The organism is Vreelandella sp. V005 (assembly GCF_052645115.1).
Genome location: NZ_JBQXYA010000001.1, coordinates 105822 through 121297, shown reverse-complemented (window position 1 = coordinate 121297; position 15476 = coordinate 105822). Strand labels below are relative to the sequence as shown.

Sequence of the window (15476 nt, the reverse complement as noted above, 5' to 3'; positions counted from 1 at the left end):
GTTAAATAAATTCGACTTTATAACAACAGAAAAGCTACAGGATTGGCCCGTAGGGGGCTGGCTGCTCTAGAATAGGTGGCCATGTCTTGCCAGGAATTACATCATGCCCTCTTTTGATATTGTGTCAGAGTTTGATAAGCACGAAGGCGCTAACGCCATCGATCAAGCCAACCGTGAAGTTCAGTCGCGTTTTGATTTTAAAGGTGTCGATGCCAGCTTCACGCTTGAAGGCGACAAAGTACATTTGGAAGCCGAAGTCGATTTCCAACTCAAGCAGATGCTGGATGTGCTGCGTGCTCGCTTGATAGCCCGCGGCATTGATGCACGCTGTATGGATATTCAAGACCCGGTGCTTTCGGGTGTCAAAGCACGCCAGGAAGTCGCTTTGAAGCAGGGGTTGGATGCTGCAGAAGCTAAAGATGTGGTTAAACGTATCAAAGCCAGTAAGCTAAAAGTGCAGGCGCAAATCCAAGGTGAGAAGGTGCGGGTGACGGGTAAAAAGCGCGACGATTTACAAGCGGTTATGACGTTGCTAAGAGGCGAAGAAGGGCCGGATTTGCCGCTTCAGTTTGATAACTTCCGCGACTAATGATTCCCGCAACTAATAATTTCCGCAACTAAGCGGTGCTATTGAGCTGTCAAATATTTTAATGATGCAATAATCGTTTTATACAGGAGTCACGCACTATGTCTGATCCGCAGCCGGTTTATTTAAGCGACTACCAGCCGCCCGCCTACCGGGTAACTCATACCGAGCTGACGTTTGATCTTGACCCCGCCGCGACCCGTGTGAAAGCGCGACTGTTGATGGAGCGTCATGCCGACGCTGACGCTAATGCGCCGCTTGTGCTCAACGGAGAGCATCTAAAGCTTATCTCCTTGTCGATCGACGCAAAGCCACTAGATGAAAGTGCTTATCAGCTGGATACAGCGTCTCTGCGTATTGATGACGTGCCTGAATCGTTTGTGCTAGAAAGCGAGGTGGAAATCGCGCCCAGTGAGAACACTGCGCTAGAAGGCCTGTATCAATCTAACGGCATGTACTGTACGCAATGCGAAGCGGAAGGCTTTCGCCGGATTACCTTTTACCCTGACCGCCCGGATGTCATGGCGACTTTCAAGGTCACTGTGGTTGGCGACCAGCAGCGAGAACCGGTACTGCTGGCAAACGGCAACCCTATCGCGCGCGGTGAAATGGAAAACGGGCGTCATTTTGTGACCTGGGAGGATCCGCATCCCAAACCCTGCTATCTGTTTGCACTGGTGGCCGGGAATTTACATTGCGTTGAAGACCACTTCATCACCATGAGTGGCAGAAACGTCGCGCTACAGATTTGGGTCGAGAAAGAGAACCTGGATAAAACCGAGCACGCGATGGCCTCTTTAAAGCGTGCCATGGCCTGGGATGAACACACGTATGGTCGTGAGTATGACTTGGACCTCTTCATGGTCGTTGCTGTCAATGATTTCAATATGGGAGCGATGGAGAATAAAGGCCTTAACATCTTTAACTCCGCGGCCGTGCTGACCCACCCCAACACCGCCACCGATGCAGCGTTCCAGAATGTGGAAGGTATCGTGGCCCATGAATACTTCCACAACTGGTCCGGCAACCGCGTCACCTGTCGCGACTGGTTCCAGCTCTCACTGAAAGAGGGCTTTACCGTATTTCGTGACCAGTGCTTTTCGGCGGATACCAACTCAGCGCCGGTCAAGCGCATCCAAGATGTCTCTTTTTTCCGTACGGCCCAGTTTGCCGAAGACGCTTGCCCCACGGCGCATCCTATTCGCCCTGAGCACTTTATTGAAATTACCAACTTCTACACCCTGACCATTTATGAGAAGGGCGCAGAAGTGGTGCGTATGCTGCGCAATCTAGTCGGCGAAGAGAATTTCCGGCGCGGCTCAGATCTTTACTTCGAGCGATTTGATGGTCAGGCCGTGACGATCGAAGATTTTGTAGCCTGCATGGCGGAAGCTTCTGGCGAGGATTTTAGCCAGTTTATGCGCTGGTACTCTCAGGCAGGTACACCGGAAATTGATGCCCACGGCGAGTATGACTATGTGCATAGCGAATACCATTTAACGTTGCGTCAGCGCACACCGGCGACGCCCGGCCAGCCGGATAAATTGCCGCTGCACATACCTATTCGTATGGGGTTGGTGGGTACCAAATCGGGCCAAGATCTCACCCTGTCGCTCGATGGCGAAAAGATAGGTAAAGACGCCGTTATTCACTTGCGTGACGATGAGCAGACCTTTGTGTTTACCGATGTTGCCGAAGCGCCGGTGCCCTCGTTGTTACGTGCATTTTCCGCACCCGTTAAGCTGCATTTTCCCTATTCAAGAGAGGATCTTGCCTTCCTGTTGACCCATGATAACGATGGCTTCAACCGTTGGGATGCCGGACAACGCTTAGCGCTATTGGCGTTGGACGACCTGATTGCTGCGCATCGTAACGGCGTGGAAAAGGTAATGGATAGCCGTGTTGTCGATGCCTTTAAGGCGCTACTGACCGGCTCGATGAGCGATAAAGCAGTCTTGGCAGAAATGTTGACGCTGCCGTCAGAAGCCTACATCGCGGAACAGCAGCCGATTGTCGATGTTGATGCCATTCACGCGGCGCGTGAATTTGTGCGCCAGTCGTTGGCCTTGGCGTTACGTGAAGAGTTTTTGTCAGTTTATGACGCCAATGTAACGGAAGAGCCGTTCGCACCGACACCAGAGCAAATTGCCCAGCGCAGCCTGAAAAACGTTGCGCTCTCCTATCTCATGTCGATTGAAGACGAGCAAGGGTTAGCACTGTGTGAAGCACAGTTTGCCGCCGATCATAATATGACCGATGTGCGTCAAGCGCTGACATTATTGGTTCATAGTGATCGCGATGATTTGGCCTCGCCAGCGTTGAAAGCATTTGGTGAAAAATGGGCGCATGACCCGCTGGTAATGGATCAGTGGTTCTCTATTCAGGTCTCTCGCCCCCAAGAAGATGTGCTGGAGCGTGTGAAGTACCTGATGCAGCACCCCGCATTTTCACTTAAAAACCCCAATAAGGTGCGTGCCCTGATTGGTGCATTTGCCCAAAACCGGGTGAATTTCCACCGCTTGGATGGTCAGGGTTACCAGCTTTTGGCCGATGTGGTAATCGAGCTTAACCGACTTAATCCAGAAATAGCTGCACGTCTCGTCACGCCGCTCACACGCTGGCAGCGTTTTGATGAAACCCGCCAAGCATTAATGCGGTCTCAGCTAGAACGTATTAGGCAACAGCCGCTGTCTTCAAACGTGTACGAGGTGGTCGAGAAAGCATTGGCATAGATGCAGGTGGACGCATAGGCATAGTGGGCAAAAGCAGTTAACCAAGGAAAGGAACAGCAACGGTGACAGACTCTCAGCAACACTATTTACTTATCATCAATGGTAAATCTGCCGGCAGTCCGGCATTGCGTGAAGCAGTCAACGAACAACGCCAAGCAGGGATGCAAATTACCGTCCGCGCTACCTGGGAGGGAGGTGACGCTGCTGATATTGCTGAGTTGTCAGATGCTATGGGTGTCACTCATGTCATTGCCTGCGGTGGTGACGGCACGGTAAGTGAAGTCATGAATGGGCTGATGCGATTGCCCCATGATCGTCGCCCGGTGCTAGGCATTGTGCCATTAGGCAGCGCCAATGATTTTGCCACCTCCGTTGGGCTGCCGTTAGAGCCAGGCGCAGCCTTGGCAGTTGCAAGAACACTACGTGCTTATCCCATTGACGTTGTCCGTGTGACGGCGGGGTCTGAAGATGAGTCGTCTACCAGCTACTACATTAATATGACGACCGGTGGGTTTGGTGCCGAAATTACCTCCTCAACCCCGAAAACCCTAAAGCGGTTATTGGGCGGGGGAGCATACTCATTGATGGGGGCGCTTAAGGCATGGCGTCACCGCAGCTATCGTGGCACGCTGCACTGGGATGAAAAAGAAGAAATTGCATCGTTATTACTGTTGGCGCTGGGCAATGGCCGCCAGTCAGGCGGCGGTCAAGTGCTGGGGCCGAGAGCGAAGCTAGATGATGGCCGCTTGGATGTGCTGTTGGTGAAGGACTTTAGTTCGGTGACAGAACTGACCAAGTTGATCAGTGAGCTACAAAGTTTTCCTTATGAAGGCCGGTTCGTGCGCTATTTCACCACCACGCAATTAAAGGTGACGACCCAGCCGGGGGACCCACCCTGGCCCTTGACGCTGGATGGCGAGGCACGCTTTTACGACCATTTTTGTGCCGAAGTGGTGCCGCTTGCCCTGCGAGTGCTGTTACCTGAGGATTGCCCTTTGCTAACTCCCTCTAGCAAGCCTTAACGGTATTTTTTCAGCTTTTAATCGTTTTTTTTCAAGGAGAGTATCGAATGGCCAATCGTGTTTGGATACCTGCCGTTGCCGCCATAGCACTCTTACTGAGTGCCTGCGGTGACTCCCAGGAAGATCCCACCGTGGCACCAGAAGATAATTCTGAGGTAACGGATGATGAGGCAGTGCGCAACGAAGAGGCGCCCGAGGCGGCTGAAAACGCGGTAGAAAGGGATAGCCCCGAGCAGGTAGAAGATGATCTTGAGGCACAGCAAGCAGCTGAAGAGCTTGAACAAGCGGAAGCGATGCGTGAAGGAAACGAAAGCCCAAATGGCGATAATTCTGCAGCTGACGCAACCGCGGTGGAAGCCGAAGAAGACACGCTTGCTGCCGACCCTGATGAGGTGCTTGATGAAGAGAGCGCCATGCCAGGGGAGGCAACCCGTTCAGACGTCGATGAAATGATTGCTGAAACTGAGCGTCGTTTTGAAGAAGCAGAGCAGCGTCTTGAAGAGCAGTTTCAAGAGATTGAACAGCAGGCACCCACCTCAGAGCCAATGGAAAGTGAAGACTTCTCCGCTGGGTTCGATGAAAACAGCAGCCTTCCAGAACGGACGCCCTTGGAGGATAACCGAGAGGCAACCGATGTCGAGGCGCTGATTGAAGATACAGAGCGTCGCTTTGAAGAAGCTCAGCAGAATCTGGAAGAGCAGTTTCAGGAACTTGAGAGCCGTGAGGCGGAGACCGGGCCAGCGATCGAATCGGATAATGGTGGCGCGAGTGGGTCTGATACCAATGAGGATAGCTCGACAGCCAATCGCAGCCGTGAGGAGTGAACGGTAGCGTTTACGGCCAGGGTATAAATCTTAGCCATAAAAAAGGCCCGCATGAGCGGGCCTTTGTCCATCCGTTAGCAATTAAGCTGGGCGGATGTTAGAAGCCTGAAGGCCTTTTTTACCCTGAGTCACTTCAAAGCTGACTTTTTGACCATCTTGCAGGGTCTTGAAGCCTTCAGCTTGAATTTCGGAGAAGTGGGCGAACAGATCGTCTCCGCCATCATCAGGAGAGATGAAGCCGAAGCCTTTAGTATCGTTGAACCACTTAACTGTGCCAGTTGCCATTTTCTATTTCCTTAACGTGCTTAATATTCAAACGGGAAACTCTATTGTCCACCCGCTACAATCACTCTAGATGTAAACTCCGCTGTCGTCCAGCGTCATTCCTAAGATTTTTTATTTCATGATGAGTAGAGTTCTATGATGCAGCTAGGTTTTATCGACGCCCAGTTTCTTTCCTTCCTATTGGCTATCACGCTATTAACGATTAGCCCAGGAGTGGATACGCTGTTAGTCATTCGGAACACGGCGCGGGGAGGCGTGCGGGATGGTATTACCACCAGTGTGGCTATTTGCTGTGGACTGTTTGTCCATGCCACTATTTCAGCATTAGGTATCTCACTCATTCTGCTGCAATCTGCCTGGGCATTTCATATGCTGAAGTTGGTTGGCGCGGCTTACTTGATTTGGCTTGGCATTACCAGTTTGTTGGCAGCACGCCGAGGGCAGGCGCTTCCCATCGGTGGGGTGAGCAGCAACGCGCCAAGTGTTTCTCGTTGGCAGCCGATCAAAGAGGGCTTTCTTTCCAATGTGTTGAACCCCAAAACGGTGGTGTTCTACATGGCCTTTCTGCCTCAGTTCATCGCGCCTGGCGATCCTGCTCTACTGAAATCGCTTTGGCTTGCCGGAGTGCACTTCATCATTGCGAATGTTTGGCAGATCAGTGTGGTAATGATGGTGGGAAGTGCCGGTAAGTGGCTTGCTAACGCACGATTCGCGCAAACCTTGAACGCTGCTACGGGGGCCGTATTGGTGGTGTTTGGTATTCGTCTGGCATTAACACAGCGCCCGATATAAACCGGGCACTGTGAAGAGGGGAGAAGTTTATTTAGCGGCGAGCAAGCAGGGCTCGGTCATAGCGCACCTGCTGCTCGTTTTCGCTTAGTAGCGAAACGCCTTCACTACTGCCCCCGTTGGCAAGGCTCTCGTAAATCACCCGATAGCTAAGCACTGCTTGTACATAGTCCCGCGTTTCGCGGAAAGGGATACTTTCCACGAATAGATCAAACGCCTCTACGCCATCGCCCAACCACTGGTCAACACGTCCAGGGCCCGCATTATAGGCAGCAGCGGCTGCCAGACGATTTCCTTGGTAGCGCTGTAACTTGTCGCGCAAATAGGTGCTTCCCAGGCGAATATTGAGTGCCGGATCTAACACGCCATAGGGACCAGGATCGCTGATACCCAGTTCGCGGCTGACTTGGCTAGCAGTGCCTGGCATTAGTTGCATCAAGCCCCGTGCGCCGGCTGGTGAAAGGGCGTCAGGGTTGTACGCACTTTCCCGACGGGCAATGGCCATTAGCAGGTAAGGATCAACGCCAGTGAGTTGCCCCCAATGCTGAAAGCTATCGTAGTAGGCCTGCGGAAAACGCCAATCAAGGGCATCCCACATTTCGGCAGCAATGGTGGTTTGCACCAGGCGAGCATGCCACTGCTGTTGAGCAGCATAGTCGGCTAACGCGCGAGCTTGTTGCGGCGTGCCATTCTGCACAGCGTTTAACCACTCGCTATTGGCTAGTCCATCTTCTCCAATACGAAGTAATGCCTCGGTGCGCTGAACGGTAGGTAGTTGCGCGATCCGTTGCCGTGACGCTTCATCAAAATGATTGCGTTCCCTATTCAACTGATAGGGCTGGCCGAGTTTTTCGGCGGCTGCAAAGCCGTAAAAACTGCGGTCTGTCGCTGCCTGCTGGTAGCGTTCCTCGGCGGCTGTATGGTTGCCAAGCTGGGCGTTTGCCCGCCCCAGCCAGTACTGCCAGCGACTATTTTCTTGCTGGTCCACCGGCATTTCGGCAATCCAATGGAGCACACCATTCCAATCACGGTTCGCCAGCGAATGGCGTACACGTAGCTCTAGTACACGCTCGCTCTCAAGCGTTGGCAGTACGCTGTCAATCCAGCTAAGGGTGCCCGGTACATCGCGCACCAGTGCATAGAACGCCAGCTCTTCCTCAATCACAGCGCGGTCGCTAGGGAGCAAGCTCAATCGTGGAGACAGTGCCTGCCAGGCGGCAAACGCGGCGGGTGTATCGTCCCGTGTAAAACGCTGCATGGCAGCCTGATAAAAGCTAGCGGTGGCCGCACACTCCGGTCCTAGACAGGAGGGGAACTGAGTAATTGCACGAGGGGTGGTGGTAGCGCTGTCCACTGCCGCCAGCGCGGTTTGCCACTGGCCGTTTAATAGCCCGCTTAGATAATTTGAAAGGCGCATTTCTCCGGCCTGCCAAGCCAGCATTTTGCGCTCCCAAATAGCGGCGGCATCAATAGTGCCATCCGCCCGCAGGCGGTTAAATAAGGGATCGCAGGCGTCGGGCTGAGAGCTGCCCGTAAGCCATAGTTCAAGGCCCGCTTCACTGGCTAGTTGAGGCTGTGTAGCAAGCAGTGCCATATAGTAGTAGCACTGCCGCGCTGCGCCAGCAGGCTCGCCGTCAGCCACTGCTAGCAAGTCGTTGTAACGCCCAGCATGACCAAATTTTGCAATGGCTTGCCCGCGCATCCAACCCGCCAGGGGGGAGTCAGCGTACTGATTGATAAAGCCATTTATAGCGTCAGCGGAAAGATTAGGCAGTTGCCCTCGTAACCGGTGATACTCCACATAGCCCCGCAGGGGGTGGCTTTCTATCGAACGACTATTCACCCGCTCCCATTGTTGCTCTCTGGCGGCAGCCAGGGCATCGCGTAATTCGCTATCTGAGGCGGCCCATGAAAACGCGGGTAGACCCACCAGCAGCGCGGTACCTAGCAGGCGAGCGGTACGACGAAAGGTTGAAACCAGCATGGTGCTCTCTCTCTGTCAATTTAATGCTATTTAAGCGCAGTGGAAGCGGCCCACAGAAAATATTAAGCAGCCGCTATACTGAACGAATGTAGATAACCATCATCTGACTGCCCAAATACTTGGAGGATTTAATTACGATGGCCCCATTATCCACTTGGTGGTTCCTGCGTCGACTCAAATCCCGCGTTTGGGCGACAAAACGTATCGTGCGTGCGCTGAAACTATTTATACCCATGACGCGTGACGTGGTACGCGGTGATTTTCGTCCCATTCCCTGGTCGGCATTTGGCATGATGGCCTTAGCGCTGGGCTATTTGGTACTGCCGTTTGACTTGATACCTGACTTTCTCATGCTGATTGGCGTAGTAGATGATGTGCTGATTGTAGGCTGGCTGCTAAACCGAATCGATCAGCGTCTGGAAGGCTATCGTGCCTGGAAATATAGTGATCCTGATGTAACGCCTTCTTAAACCACGCCTGTTTCTTACTCCCAGCTGCTTGAAAAAGCGCTGCTTATCCCCATATCTGATCTACGAAACCTATTATGTCTCTGCTGTTTAATCAGCAGAGACAAGTGACTTAACGTGATCCATAAGGGCTAAGCGCATGACTACTGCTACCCACGAAGAAACACTTGGCTTTCAAACGGAAGTTAAGCAGCTCCTAAATTTAATGATCCATTCCCTGTATTCCAATCGGGAGATTTTTTTACGCGAACTTATCTCAAACGCCGCCGATGCCTGCGATAAGCTGCGTTACGCGGCGCTTGATAACGATGCGCTCTACGAAGGTGACAGTGAGCTGCGTATCGAAATCGAGCATGACCGCGACGCCAACACTATCACCTTGCGTGACAACGGTGTAGGTATGAACCGCGAGGATGTGATCGCTAACTTAGGGACAATCGCGCGCTCCGGGACGGCTGAGTTCCTCAAGCAGCTTTCTGGCGAGCAGCAGAAAGACGCCAAACTGATCGGCCAGTTCGGCGTTGGTTTTTACTCGGGCTTTATTGTTGCTGACGAAATTGCCGTGCGTACCCGTAAAGCAGGTACCGATGCCAGTGAAGGCGTGGAATGGCGTTCAAAAGGGGAAGGCGAATTTACCGTTGCTGATATCGAGCGTGCCCAGCACGGCACCGAAATTACCCTGCACCTGAAAGAGGATGCTAAAGAGTTCGCCGATGATTACCGACTCCAAGGTCTAGTACGGAAATACTCGGATCATATCGAAGTGCCTGTGCGTATGCCGAAAACCGAAACGGCGAAGGACGACGAAGGCAACAGTATTGAAGGCAGTGAAGTAACGACCTGGGAAACCGTTAATGAGGCCACGGCCCTTTGGTCACGCCCCAAGAGCGAGGTTTCCGACGACGAGTACAAGGCGTTCTACAAGCACGTTGCCCATGATTTCTCCGACCCGTTAACCTGGAGCCACAACAAAGTCGAAGGCAAGCTTGAGTACACTAGCCTGCTGTATGTGCCAGGCCGTGCACCGTTTGATATGTTCGACCGTGATGGGGCGCGAGGGGTGAAGCTCTACGTTCAGCGTGTCTTTATTATGGATGATGCCGAACAGTTCCTGCCGCTATATCTGCGCTTTATTAAAGGTGTGCTGGACACCCGCGAGCTGTCGCTCAACGTTTCTCGTGAATTACTTCAGCAAGATCCCAATGTCGAAAAAATCAAGTCGGCGCTCACCAAGCGTGGCTTGGACATGCTCAAGAAACTCGCCAAGGACAAAGAGCAGTATCAAACCTTCTGGAATACCTTTGGTAGCGTATTGAAAGAAGGACCGGGCGAAGATCCGTCTAACCGCGAAAAGATCGCTGGTTTGTTGCGCTTTGCTTCGACTCACACCGATACCGCTACTCAGGAACATGCGCTGGCTGACTATGTCGAGCGTATGAAAGAAGGCCAGAAGAAGATCTATTACGTGGTGGCGGATAGCTTCAATGCGGCTAAAAATAGCCCGCACCTGGAGATTTTCCGTAAAAAAGGCATCGAAGTCCTTCTGCTGTCGGACCGTATTGACGACTGGCTAATGAGCCATCTCACCGAGTTTGACGGTAAAACCTTTGCCGATGTAGCCAAGGGCGAGCTGGACTTGGGTGATGTCGAAGACGCCGATGAGAAAAAAGCCCAAGAAGAGACAGCTAAAGCGAAAGAAGCGTTGGTCAAGCGTGTTAAAGAGGCGCTCGGTGACGGGGTGCAGGAAGTGAAAATCACCCATCGACTGACCGATTCGCCGGCTTGTGTGGTATTGCCGGAACACGAAATGGGCTATCAAATGCGTCGCATTATGGAAGCGGCGGGTCAGCCGTTGCCGGAGGTGAAGCCGATTCTTGAGCTCAACCCTAGCCATGCGCTCGTGGCCCGCTTGGAAGGTGCTGAAGGTGACCTCTTCACGCAGCTCTCCTACATTTTGCTGGATCAAGCCATTATTGCTGAAGGCGGTCATCTGGATGATCCCGCCGCCTATGTGAAGCGTCTTAACAGTGTGCTGACCGCTTAGGGTAAGCGCTTTACTCAGGGCGCTATTGGTTAACATTTAGCAACAAAAAAGCGCTTCCTCTATCAGTGCCTAAGACGGCCCGTTTGGTTACCCAAGCGGGCCGTCTGTTTTAGCGGGCGAGTTTTGATAGAGTGGACGTGCACGTTCTGCGAGACTTTTTAGGACACCATCATGGCTGAGCAGCAAATCAAGGTCGCCGTACTCGGGGGCGGTAGTTTCGGTACGGCATTGGCGAGTATTGCCGCCGATAATGGCGCCCGGGTCCGTCAGTGGATGCGTGACGAGGCACTGGTCGCGCAAATTAATCATGAGCACCGTAATGGGCGCTATCTCCCTCACTACGCAATGAACCCAGCGGTGGAGGCCTCTACCGATCTGCAGGCCGTGTTGGCTGAAGCGTCGCTCGTGCTGATTGCGATTCCATCAAAGGCGTTTCGCAGCGTGGTGCAGGCGGCAAAAGCGTGGCTGACCCCAGAGCAGATTCTGGTCAGTACCACGAAAGGGATCGAGCAGGATGGTTTCTTGCTGATGAGCCAAGTGCTCGAGCAAGAAACCGGCTATAGCCACATTGGCGTTATTGCCGGGCCTAACCTCGCCTCTGAAATTGCTGATAAACAGTTAACTGCAACCGTTATCGCCAGCGCGGACCCGCTAACCCGCACCCGTGTTCAGCAAGCACTGGGCTGTCGCTATTTCCGTGTTTACGCCAGCGATGATCGGCACGGTGTCGAGTTAGGGGGCGCACTAAAAAATATTTATGCCATTGCTGCCGGTATGGCGGCAGCGCTGGGAATGGGTGAAAACACCCGCAGCATGCTGATGACCCGCGCGCTGGCCGAAATGAGCCGTTTTGCTGTAGCGCAGGGTGCCAATCCGATGACATTTCTTGGCTTGGCAGGTGTTGGTGACTTGATCGTTACCTGTTCGTCCAATCTTTCGCGTAACTACCGGGTCGGCTATGCGATGGGAGAGGGGCGGACGCTTGAAGAAGCGATCGACTCCCTTGGCCAAGTGGCGGAAGGGGTAAACACTGTTAAGCTGGTATGCGCCAAAGCGAGTGAGATGGGCGTTTATATGCCGCTGGCGGAAGGGCTTAATCATGTGTTGTTCGATGGCGTGCCAGCTCAGGAGATGGCACGCACCCTAATGATGGGAGAGCAGAGCAGTGATGTAGAGTTTATTTTGCCCCGTGAAGCCGTTCAGCAGGCCCACCGCGAACAAGCCTATTATGACCGAGCGCCTTCCGCTGAAAATAAGGGAGGCTCGCATGGCTGATATACTGATCATGCGCCATGGCGAAGCGGAACCGGGATATCCCGATGCTACGCGTCGCTTGATACTGCGCGGCAAGCAAGAGGCCGATACCATGGCCCGCTGGTTGGCCGAGCGCGTGGCGACGGGTGAGCTGCCCCTGCCCGCGCTCTACGCGAGCCCCTATGTACGGGCGCAGCAAACCGCGCAAGCGCTGTGTGAGGCACTGGGTATTCGCCTTGAAACGTTAGACTTTATCACCCCTGACGACTCTCCCGGTGCTGTGAGCGACTGGCTGCTTGAGCAGCCTGAGGGCGCACCGATTATGCTGGTGAGCCATATGCCATTGGTGGGTGACTTGGCAGGACTGCTGGTGGAGGGGGCGCCTGCGCAAGGGCTTGGTTTTCCCACTGCTGCCATTGCTGAGCTTGAAGCGGATGTATGGGCTGCGGGCTGTGCCCAGCTGAAGCGTTTTACTCAGCCCAGCCAGCTTTGATGAGCATCGCCACCAAAAGCGGCTGCCGAGGCAGCCGCTAGGGGGGGAGCGCTTTCAGGCAGCCTTACGCTTACAGCAGTGCGTCGAGCTTCTCTTTTAGCAAGCCATTCACCTGTTGTGGGTTGGCGGTGCCACGTGATGCTTTCATTACCTGACCCACAAAATAGCCGATCATCTTGCCGCGTTTTTCCGGCTCCGAGTCGCGGTACTGGGCAACTTGGGCGGGGCTGTCGGCGATCACTTGATCAATCATCGCTTCAATCGCACCGGTATCGGTGACCTGCTTGAGCCCTTTGGCATCAATAATGGCATCGGCGGACTCGTCCTGGCCATTCCACAGCGCTTGAAACACCTCTTTAGCTGCTTTGCCGTTGATGGTGTCGTCCAGCACGCGACTGATCAGCTCGCCTAGCTGGCGCGCAGAGATAGGGCTATTGGCAATGCTCAGGTTTTCGCGATTAAGCGCGCCGGAAAGCTCACCCTGTACCCAGTTAGCCGCCTGCTTGGCATCGCCGCACTCTTTATGCACCGCCTCAAAAAACTCGGCCATATCACGGCTGGCCGAAATGACGTTGGCATCATAAGCCGACAGCCCCAGCTCGTTTTGGAACCGCTCGCGCTTGTCGGCGGGCAACTCAGGCAACTGGCTGCGCAGGTGGTCCAGGTAAGCTTGATCCAACACCACCGGCAGCAGGTCAGGGCAGGGGAAGTACCGGTAGTCGTTGGCTTCTTCCTTGGTGCGCATGCTGCGGGTTTCATCGCGATCCGGATCGAATAGGCGAGTTTCCTGCACTACGCTGCCGCCATCTTCGATTAGCTCGATCTGGCGCTCGACTTCAAAGGCGATGGCGCGTTCGACAAAGCGGAAGGAGTTGACGTTTTTAATCTCTGCTCGCGTGCCAAAGGCTTCCTGGCCGGTGGGGCGCACTGAAACGTTAACGTCGCAGCGCATTGAGCCTTCCGCCATGTTGCCATCAGAAATGCCCAGGTAGGTTACGATCGAGTGGATCGCCTTGAGATACGCCGCGGCCTCTTTCGCGCTACGCATATCGGGCTCTGAAACGATTTCCAGCAGTGGGGTGCCGGCCCGATTCAGGTCGATACCGGTCATGCCATGAAAATCTTCATGCAGCGATTTACCAGCATCTTCTTCAAGGTGGGCATGGTGAATGCGGATAAGTTTGGTGGCGCCATCTTCCAGGGTAATTTCAACATCGCCCGGCCCGACAATGGGATGATACATCTGGCTGGTCTGATAGCCCTTGGGTAGGTCAGGGTAGAAGTAGTTCTTACGGTCGAATACCGATACTTCTGCGATATCCGCATGCACGGCCAAGCCGAACTGCACGGCCATCGCCACGGCCTGTTCGTTGAGCACTGGCAGCGCACCGGGCAGGCCTAAATCGACCGCACACGCTTGGGTATTGGGCTCTGCACCAAACGCTGTCGAGGCGCCGGAAAAAATTTTGGAACGCGTTGCGAGCTGGACGTGGACTTCAAGCCCAATCACGGTTTCCCATTGCATTAGGCGTACTCCTCGGCAAAGGCAGGACGTTGTAGGTGCCAATCGGTCGCTTGTTGAAACTGGTGGGCGACGTTCAGCAACTGCGCTTCGGCAAAGTGGGTGCCCAGGATCTGCAGTCCCACGGGGCGGCCATTGGAAAAACCGGCCGGCACGCTGATGCCGGGGATGCCTGCCAGGTTAACCGCGATGGTGTATATATCCTGGAGATACATCGAGACCGGATCTTTTTTAGCGCCCAGATCAAAAGCGGGAGTGGGAGAAGCAGGGCCCATCAGCACGTCCACGTCTTCAAAGGCATCCAAGAAGTCTTGGCGAATCAGGCGGCGGACTTTTTGCGCTTTGGTGTAGTAGGCGTCAAAAAAGCCTTCCGACAGCGTGTGGGTGCCAATTAGGATGCGGCGTTTGACCTCTTCACCGAACCCTTCAGCACGTGAGCGGGTATACAGGTCGATCAGGTCGCTGGGGTTTTCACAGCGGTGGCCAAAGCGCACGCCGTCGTAGCGTGACAAGTTGGAAGACGCTTCCGCGGGAGCAATCACGTAGTAGGCCGGGATCGCATAGTGCGTGTGCGGCAGGCTGACTTCACGCACCGTCGCGCCCAGCGATTCGTACACTTTCACTGCTTCGCGAACCGCCTTTTCGACGTCAGGGTCTAGTCCATCGCCAAAATACTCTTTGGGTAGGCCAATCTTCAAACCTGACAGCGGCGCGTTAAGGCTCTCGACATAGTCGGGTACGCCGCGTGTGACGCTGGTCGAGTCACGGCTGTCGTGGCCCGCAATCACGCCCAGTAAATGCGCGCAATCTTCGGCGCTGCGCGCCATGGGGCCTGCCTGATCTAGGCTTGAGGCGTAGGCAATGATGCCAAAGCGTGACACCCGACCATAGGTGGGCTTTAAGCCGGTGATGCCGCAAAACGCTGCGGGCTGGCGGATGGAGCCGCCTGTGTCGGTGCCCATGGCGGCAGGCACCAACCCCGCCGCGACCGCTGCCGCGCTACCACCGGAACTGCCGCCTGGCACGGCGGTTAAATTCCAAGGGTTTTTGACCGGGCCATAAAAGCTGTTTTCATTGGAGGAGCCCATGGCGAACTCATCCATATTGGTTTTGCCCAGGCTGATCGTGCCCGCTGCATTCAGCTTTTCAACCACGGTGGCGTCGTAGGGGGAGATGAAATTATCCAGCATTTTTGAACCGCAGCTGGTTTTGACATCGCGCGTACAAAAAATGTCTTTGAGTGCCAGGGGAATCCCAGCCAGCGAACCAGCGTTACCTGCCGCGCGCGCACTGTCCGCTAATTCGGCATGCTTGAGCGCTTGCTCAGCGGTCACGCTGATAAAACTGTTCAGCTCGCCATCAGCTTTTTCGATGCGCTGTAAATAGTGAGTGGTCAGCTCTCGGCTTGAAAACTCGCCGCTTTTCAAGGAGGCCGCGAGTTGCGTTAATGTTTTCTCATACATGACCCGGAAGC

Annotated in this window: 13 protein-coding genes; 9 read left to right on the top strand and 4 right to left on the bottom strand. The window is 54.2% G+C overall.

From position 1 onward, the window contains the following. Positions 1-103 precede the first annotated feature (103 nt). The 4 genes from ACUN8H_RS00580 (at position 104) to ACUN8H_RS00565 (ending at position 5164) form a co-directional block, all read left to right on the top strand. Entirely contained in the window at positions 104-589 is a 486-nt protein-coding gene (locus tag ACUN8H_RS00580) for a YajQ family cyclic di-GMP-binding protein (protein WP_290695297.1), read from the top strand. A gap of 98 nt (positions 590-687) precedes the next feature. Then, positions 688-3318, top strand: coding sequence for an aminopeptidase N (gene pepN / locus ACUN8H_RS00575; RefSeq protein WP_445530262.1), 2631 nt, complete (start codon positions 688-690; stop codon positions 3316-3318). 62 nt (positions 3319-3380) lie between these two features. Then, a complete protein-coding gene (gene yegS / locus ACUN8H_RS00570; RefSeq protein WP_445530261.1) occupies positions 3381-4340 on the top strand; it encodes a lipid kinase YegS in 960 nt (319 codons plus the stop codon). Between the two features lie 47 nt (positions 4341-4387). Then, positions 4388-5164, top strand: coding sequence for a hypothetical protein (locus tag ACUN8H_RS00565; protein ID WP_445530260.1), 777 nt, complete (start codon positions 4388-4390; stop codon positions 5162-5164). A gap of 81 nt (positions 5165-5245) precedes the next feature. Here ACUN8H_RS00565 and ACUN8H_RS00560 read toward each other — a convergent pair whose 3' ends face one another. After that, a complete protein-coding gene (locus tag ACUN8H_RS00560; protein ID WP_007114660.1) occupies positions 5246-5449 on the bottom strand; it encodes a cold-shock protein in 204 nt (67 codons plus the stop codon). Between the two features lie 135 nt (positions 5450-5584). Here ACUN8H_RS00560 and ACUN8H_RS00555 point away from each other — a divergent pair, with 135 nt between their 5' ends. After that, a complete protein-coding gene (locus tag ACUN8H_RS00555; RefSeq protein WP_445530259.1) occupies positions 5585-6241 on the top strand; it encodes a LysE family translocator in 657 nt (218 codons plus the stop codon). Positions 6242-6272: 31 nt separating this feature from the next. On the opposite strand, the gene ACUN8H_RS00550 is transcribed toward ACUN8H_RS00555, so the two are convergent. After that, positions 6273-8222 (bottom strand): transglycosylase SLT domain-containing protein, encoded by a 1950-nt coding sequence (locus tag ACUN8H_RS00550; protein ID WP_445530258.1) that lies wholly within the window; start codon positions 8220-8222, stop codon positions 6273-6275. Between the two features lie 137 nt (positions 8223-8359). Here ACUN8H_RS00550 and ACUN8H_RS00545 point away from each other — a divergent pair, with 137 nt between their 5' ends. From ACUN8H_RS00545 to sixA, 4 genes are all read left to right on the top strand, one after another. After that, positions 8360-8692: a YkvA family protein gene (locus ACUN8H_RS00545; protein WP_445530257.1), complete on the top strand. Its 333-nt coding sequence runs from the start codon at positions 8360-8362 to the stop codon at positions 8690-8692. Positions 8693-8828: 136 nt separating this feature from the next. Further along, entirely contained in the window at positions 8829-10733 is a 1905-nt protein-coding gene (gene htpG, locus ACUN8H_RS00540; protein WP_445530256.1) for a molecular chaperone HtpG, read from the top strand. Positions 10734-10904: 171 nt separating this feature from the next. Further along, a complete protein-coding gene (locus ACUN8H_RS00535) occupies positions 10905-12008 on the top strand; it encodes an NAD(P)H-dependent glycerol-3-phosphate dehydrogenase (protein ID WP_445530255.1) in 1104 nt (367 codons plus the stop codon). Then, entirely contained in the window at positions 12001-12480 is a 480-nt protein-coding gene (gene sixA / locus ACUN8H_RS00530; protein WP_445530254.1) for a phosphohistidine phosphatase SixA, read from the top strand. The genes ACUN8H_RS00535 and sixA overlap by 8 nt, the downstream gene beginning before the upstream one ends. 70 nt (positions 12481-12550) lie before the next feature. Here sixA and gatB read toward each other — a convergent pair whose 3' ends face one another. Both gatB and gatA read right to left on the bottom strand, forming a co-directional pair. Beyond that, the gene (gatB, locus tag ACUN8H_RS00525) at positions 12551-14005 is read right to left on the bottom strand and encodes an Asp-tRNA(Asn)/Glu-tRNA(Gln) amidotransferase subunit GatB (protein WP_445530253.1); all 1455 of its coding nucleotides are present in this window, start codon (positions 14003-14005) and stop codon (positions 12551-12553) included. Continuing rightward, a complete protein-coding gene (gene gatA, locus ACUN8H_RS00520; protein ID WP_445530252.1) occupies positions 14005-15465 on the bottom strand; it encodes an Asp-tRNA(Asn)/Glu-tRNA(Gln) amidotransferase subunit GatA in 1461 nt (486 codons plus the stop codon). The genes gatB and gatA overlap by 1 nt, the downstream gene beginning before the upstream one ends. Positions 15466-15476: the final 11 nt, after the last annotated feature.

What these genes read in the sequence shown, in the direction of transcription:
- gatA (WP_445530252.1), bottom strand. Translation starts at nt 15,465, where the DNA reads ATGTATGAGAAAACATTAACGCAACTCGCGGCCTCCTTGAAAAGCGGC.
- ACUN8H_RS00560 (WP_007114660.1), bottom strand. Translation starts at nt 5,449, where the DNA reads ATGGCAACTGGCACAGTTAAGTGGTTCAACGATACTAAAGGCTTCGGC.
- gatB (WP_445530253.1), bottom strand. Translation starts at nt 14,005, where the DNA reads ATGCAATGGGAAACCGTGATTGGGCTTGAAGTCCACGTCCAGCTCGCA.
- ACUN8H_RS00580 (WP_290695297.1), top strand. Translation starts at nt 104, where the DNA reads ATGCCCTCTTTTGATATTGTGTCAGAGTTTGATAAGCACGAAGGCGCT.
- ACUN8H_RS00550 (WP_445530258.1), bottom strand. Translation starts at nt 8,222, where the DNA reads ATGCTGGTTTCAACCTTTCGTCGTACCGCTCGCCTGCTAGGTACCGCG.
- htpG (WP_445530256.1), top strand. Translation starts at nt 8,829, where the DNA reads ATGACTACTGCTACCCACGAAGAAACACTTGGCTTTCAAACGGAAGTT.
- ACUN8H_RS00545 (WP_445530257.1), top strand. Translation starts at nt 8,360, where the DNA reads ATGGCCCCATTATCCACTTGGTGGTTCCTGCGTCGACTCAAATCCCGC.
- sixA (WP_445530254.1), top strand. Translation starts at nt 12,001, where the DNA reads ATGGCTGATATACTGATCATGCGCCATGGCGAAGCGGAACCGGGATAT.
- ACUN8H_RS00555 (WP_445530259.1), top strand. Translation starts at nt 5,585, where the DNA reads ATGATGCAGCTAGGTTTTATCGACGCCCAGTTTCTTTCCTTCCTATTG.
- ACUN8H_RS00535 (WP_445530255.1), top strand. Translation starts at nt 10,905, where the DNA reads ATGGCTGAGCAGCAAATCAAGGTCGCCGTACTCGGGGGCGGTAGTTTC.
- ACUN8H_RS00565 (WP_445530260.1), top strand. Translation starts at nt 4,388, where the DNA reads ATGGCCAATCGTGTTTGGATACCTGCCGTTGCCGCCATAGCACTCTTA.
- pepN (WP_445530262.1), top strand. Translation starts at nt 688, where the DNA reads ATGTCTGATCCGCAGCCGGTTTATTTAAGCGACTACCAGCCGCCCGCC.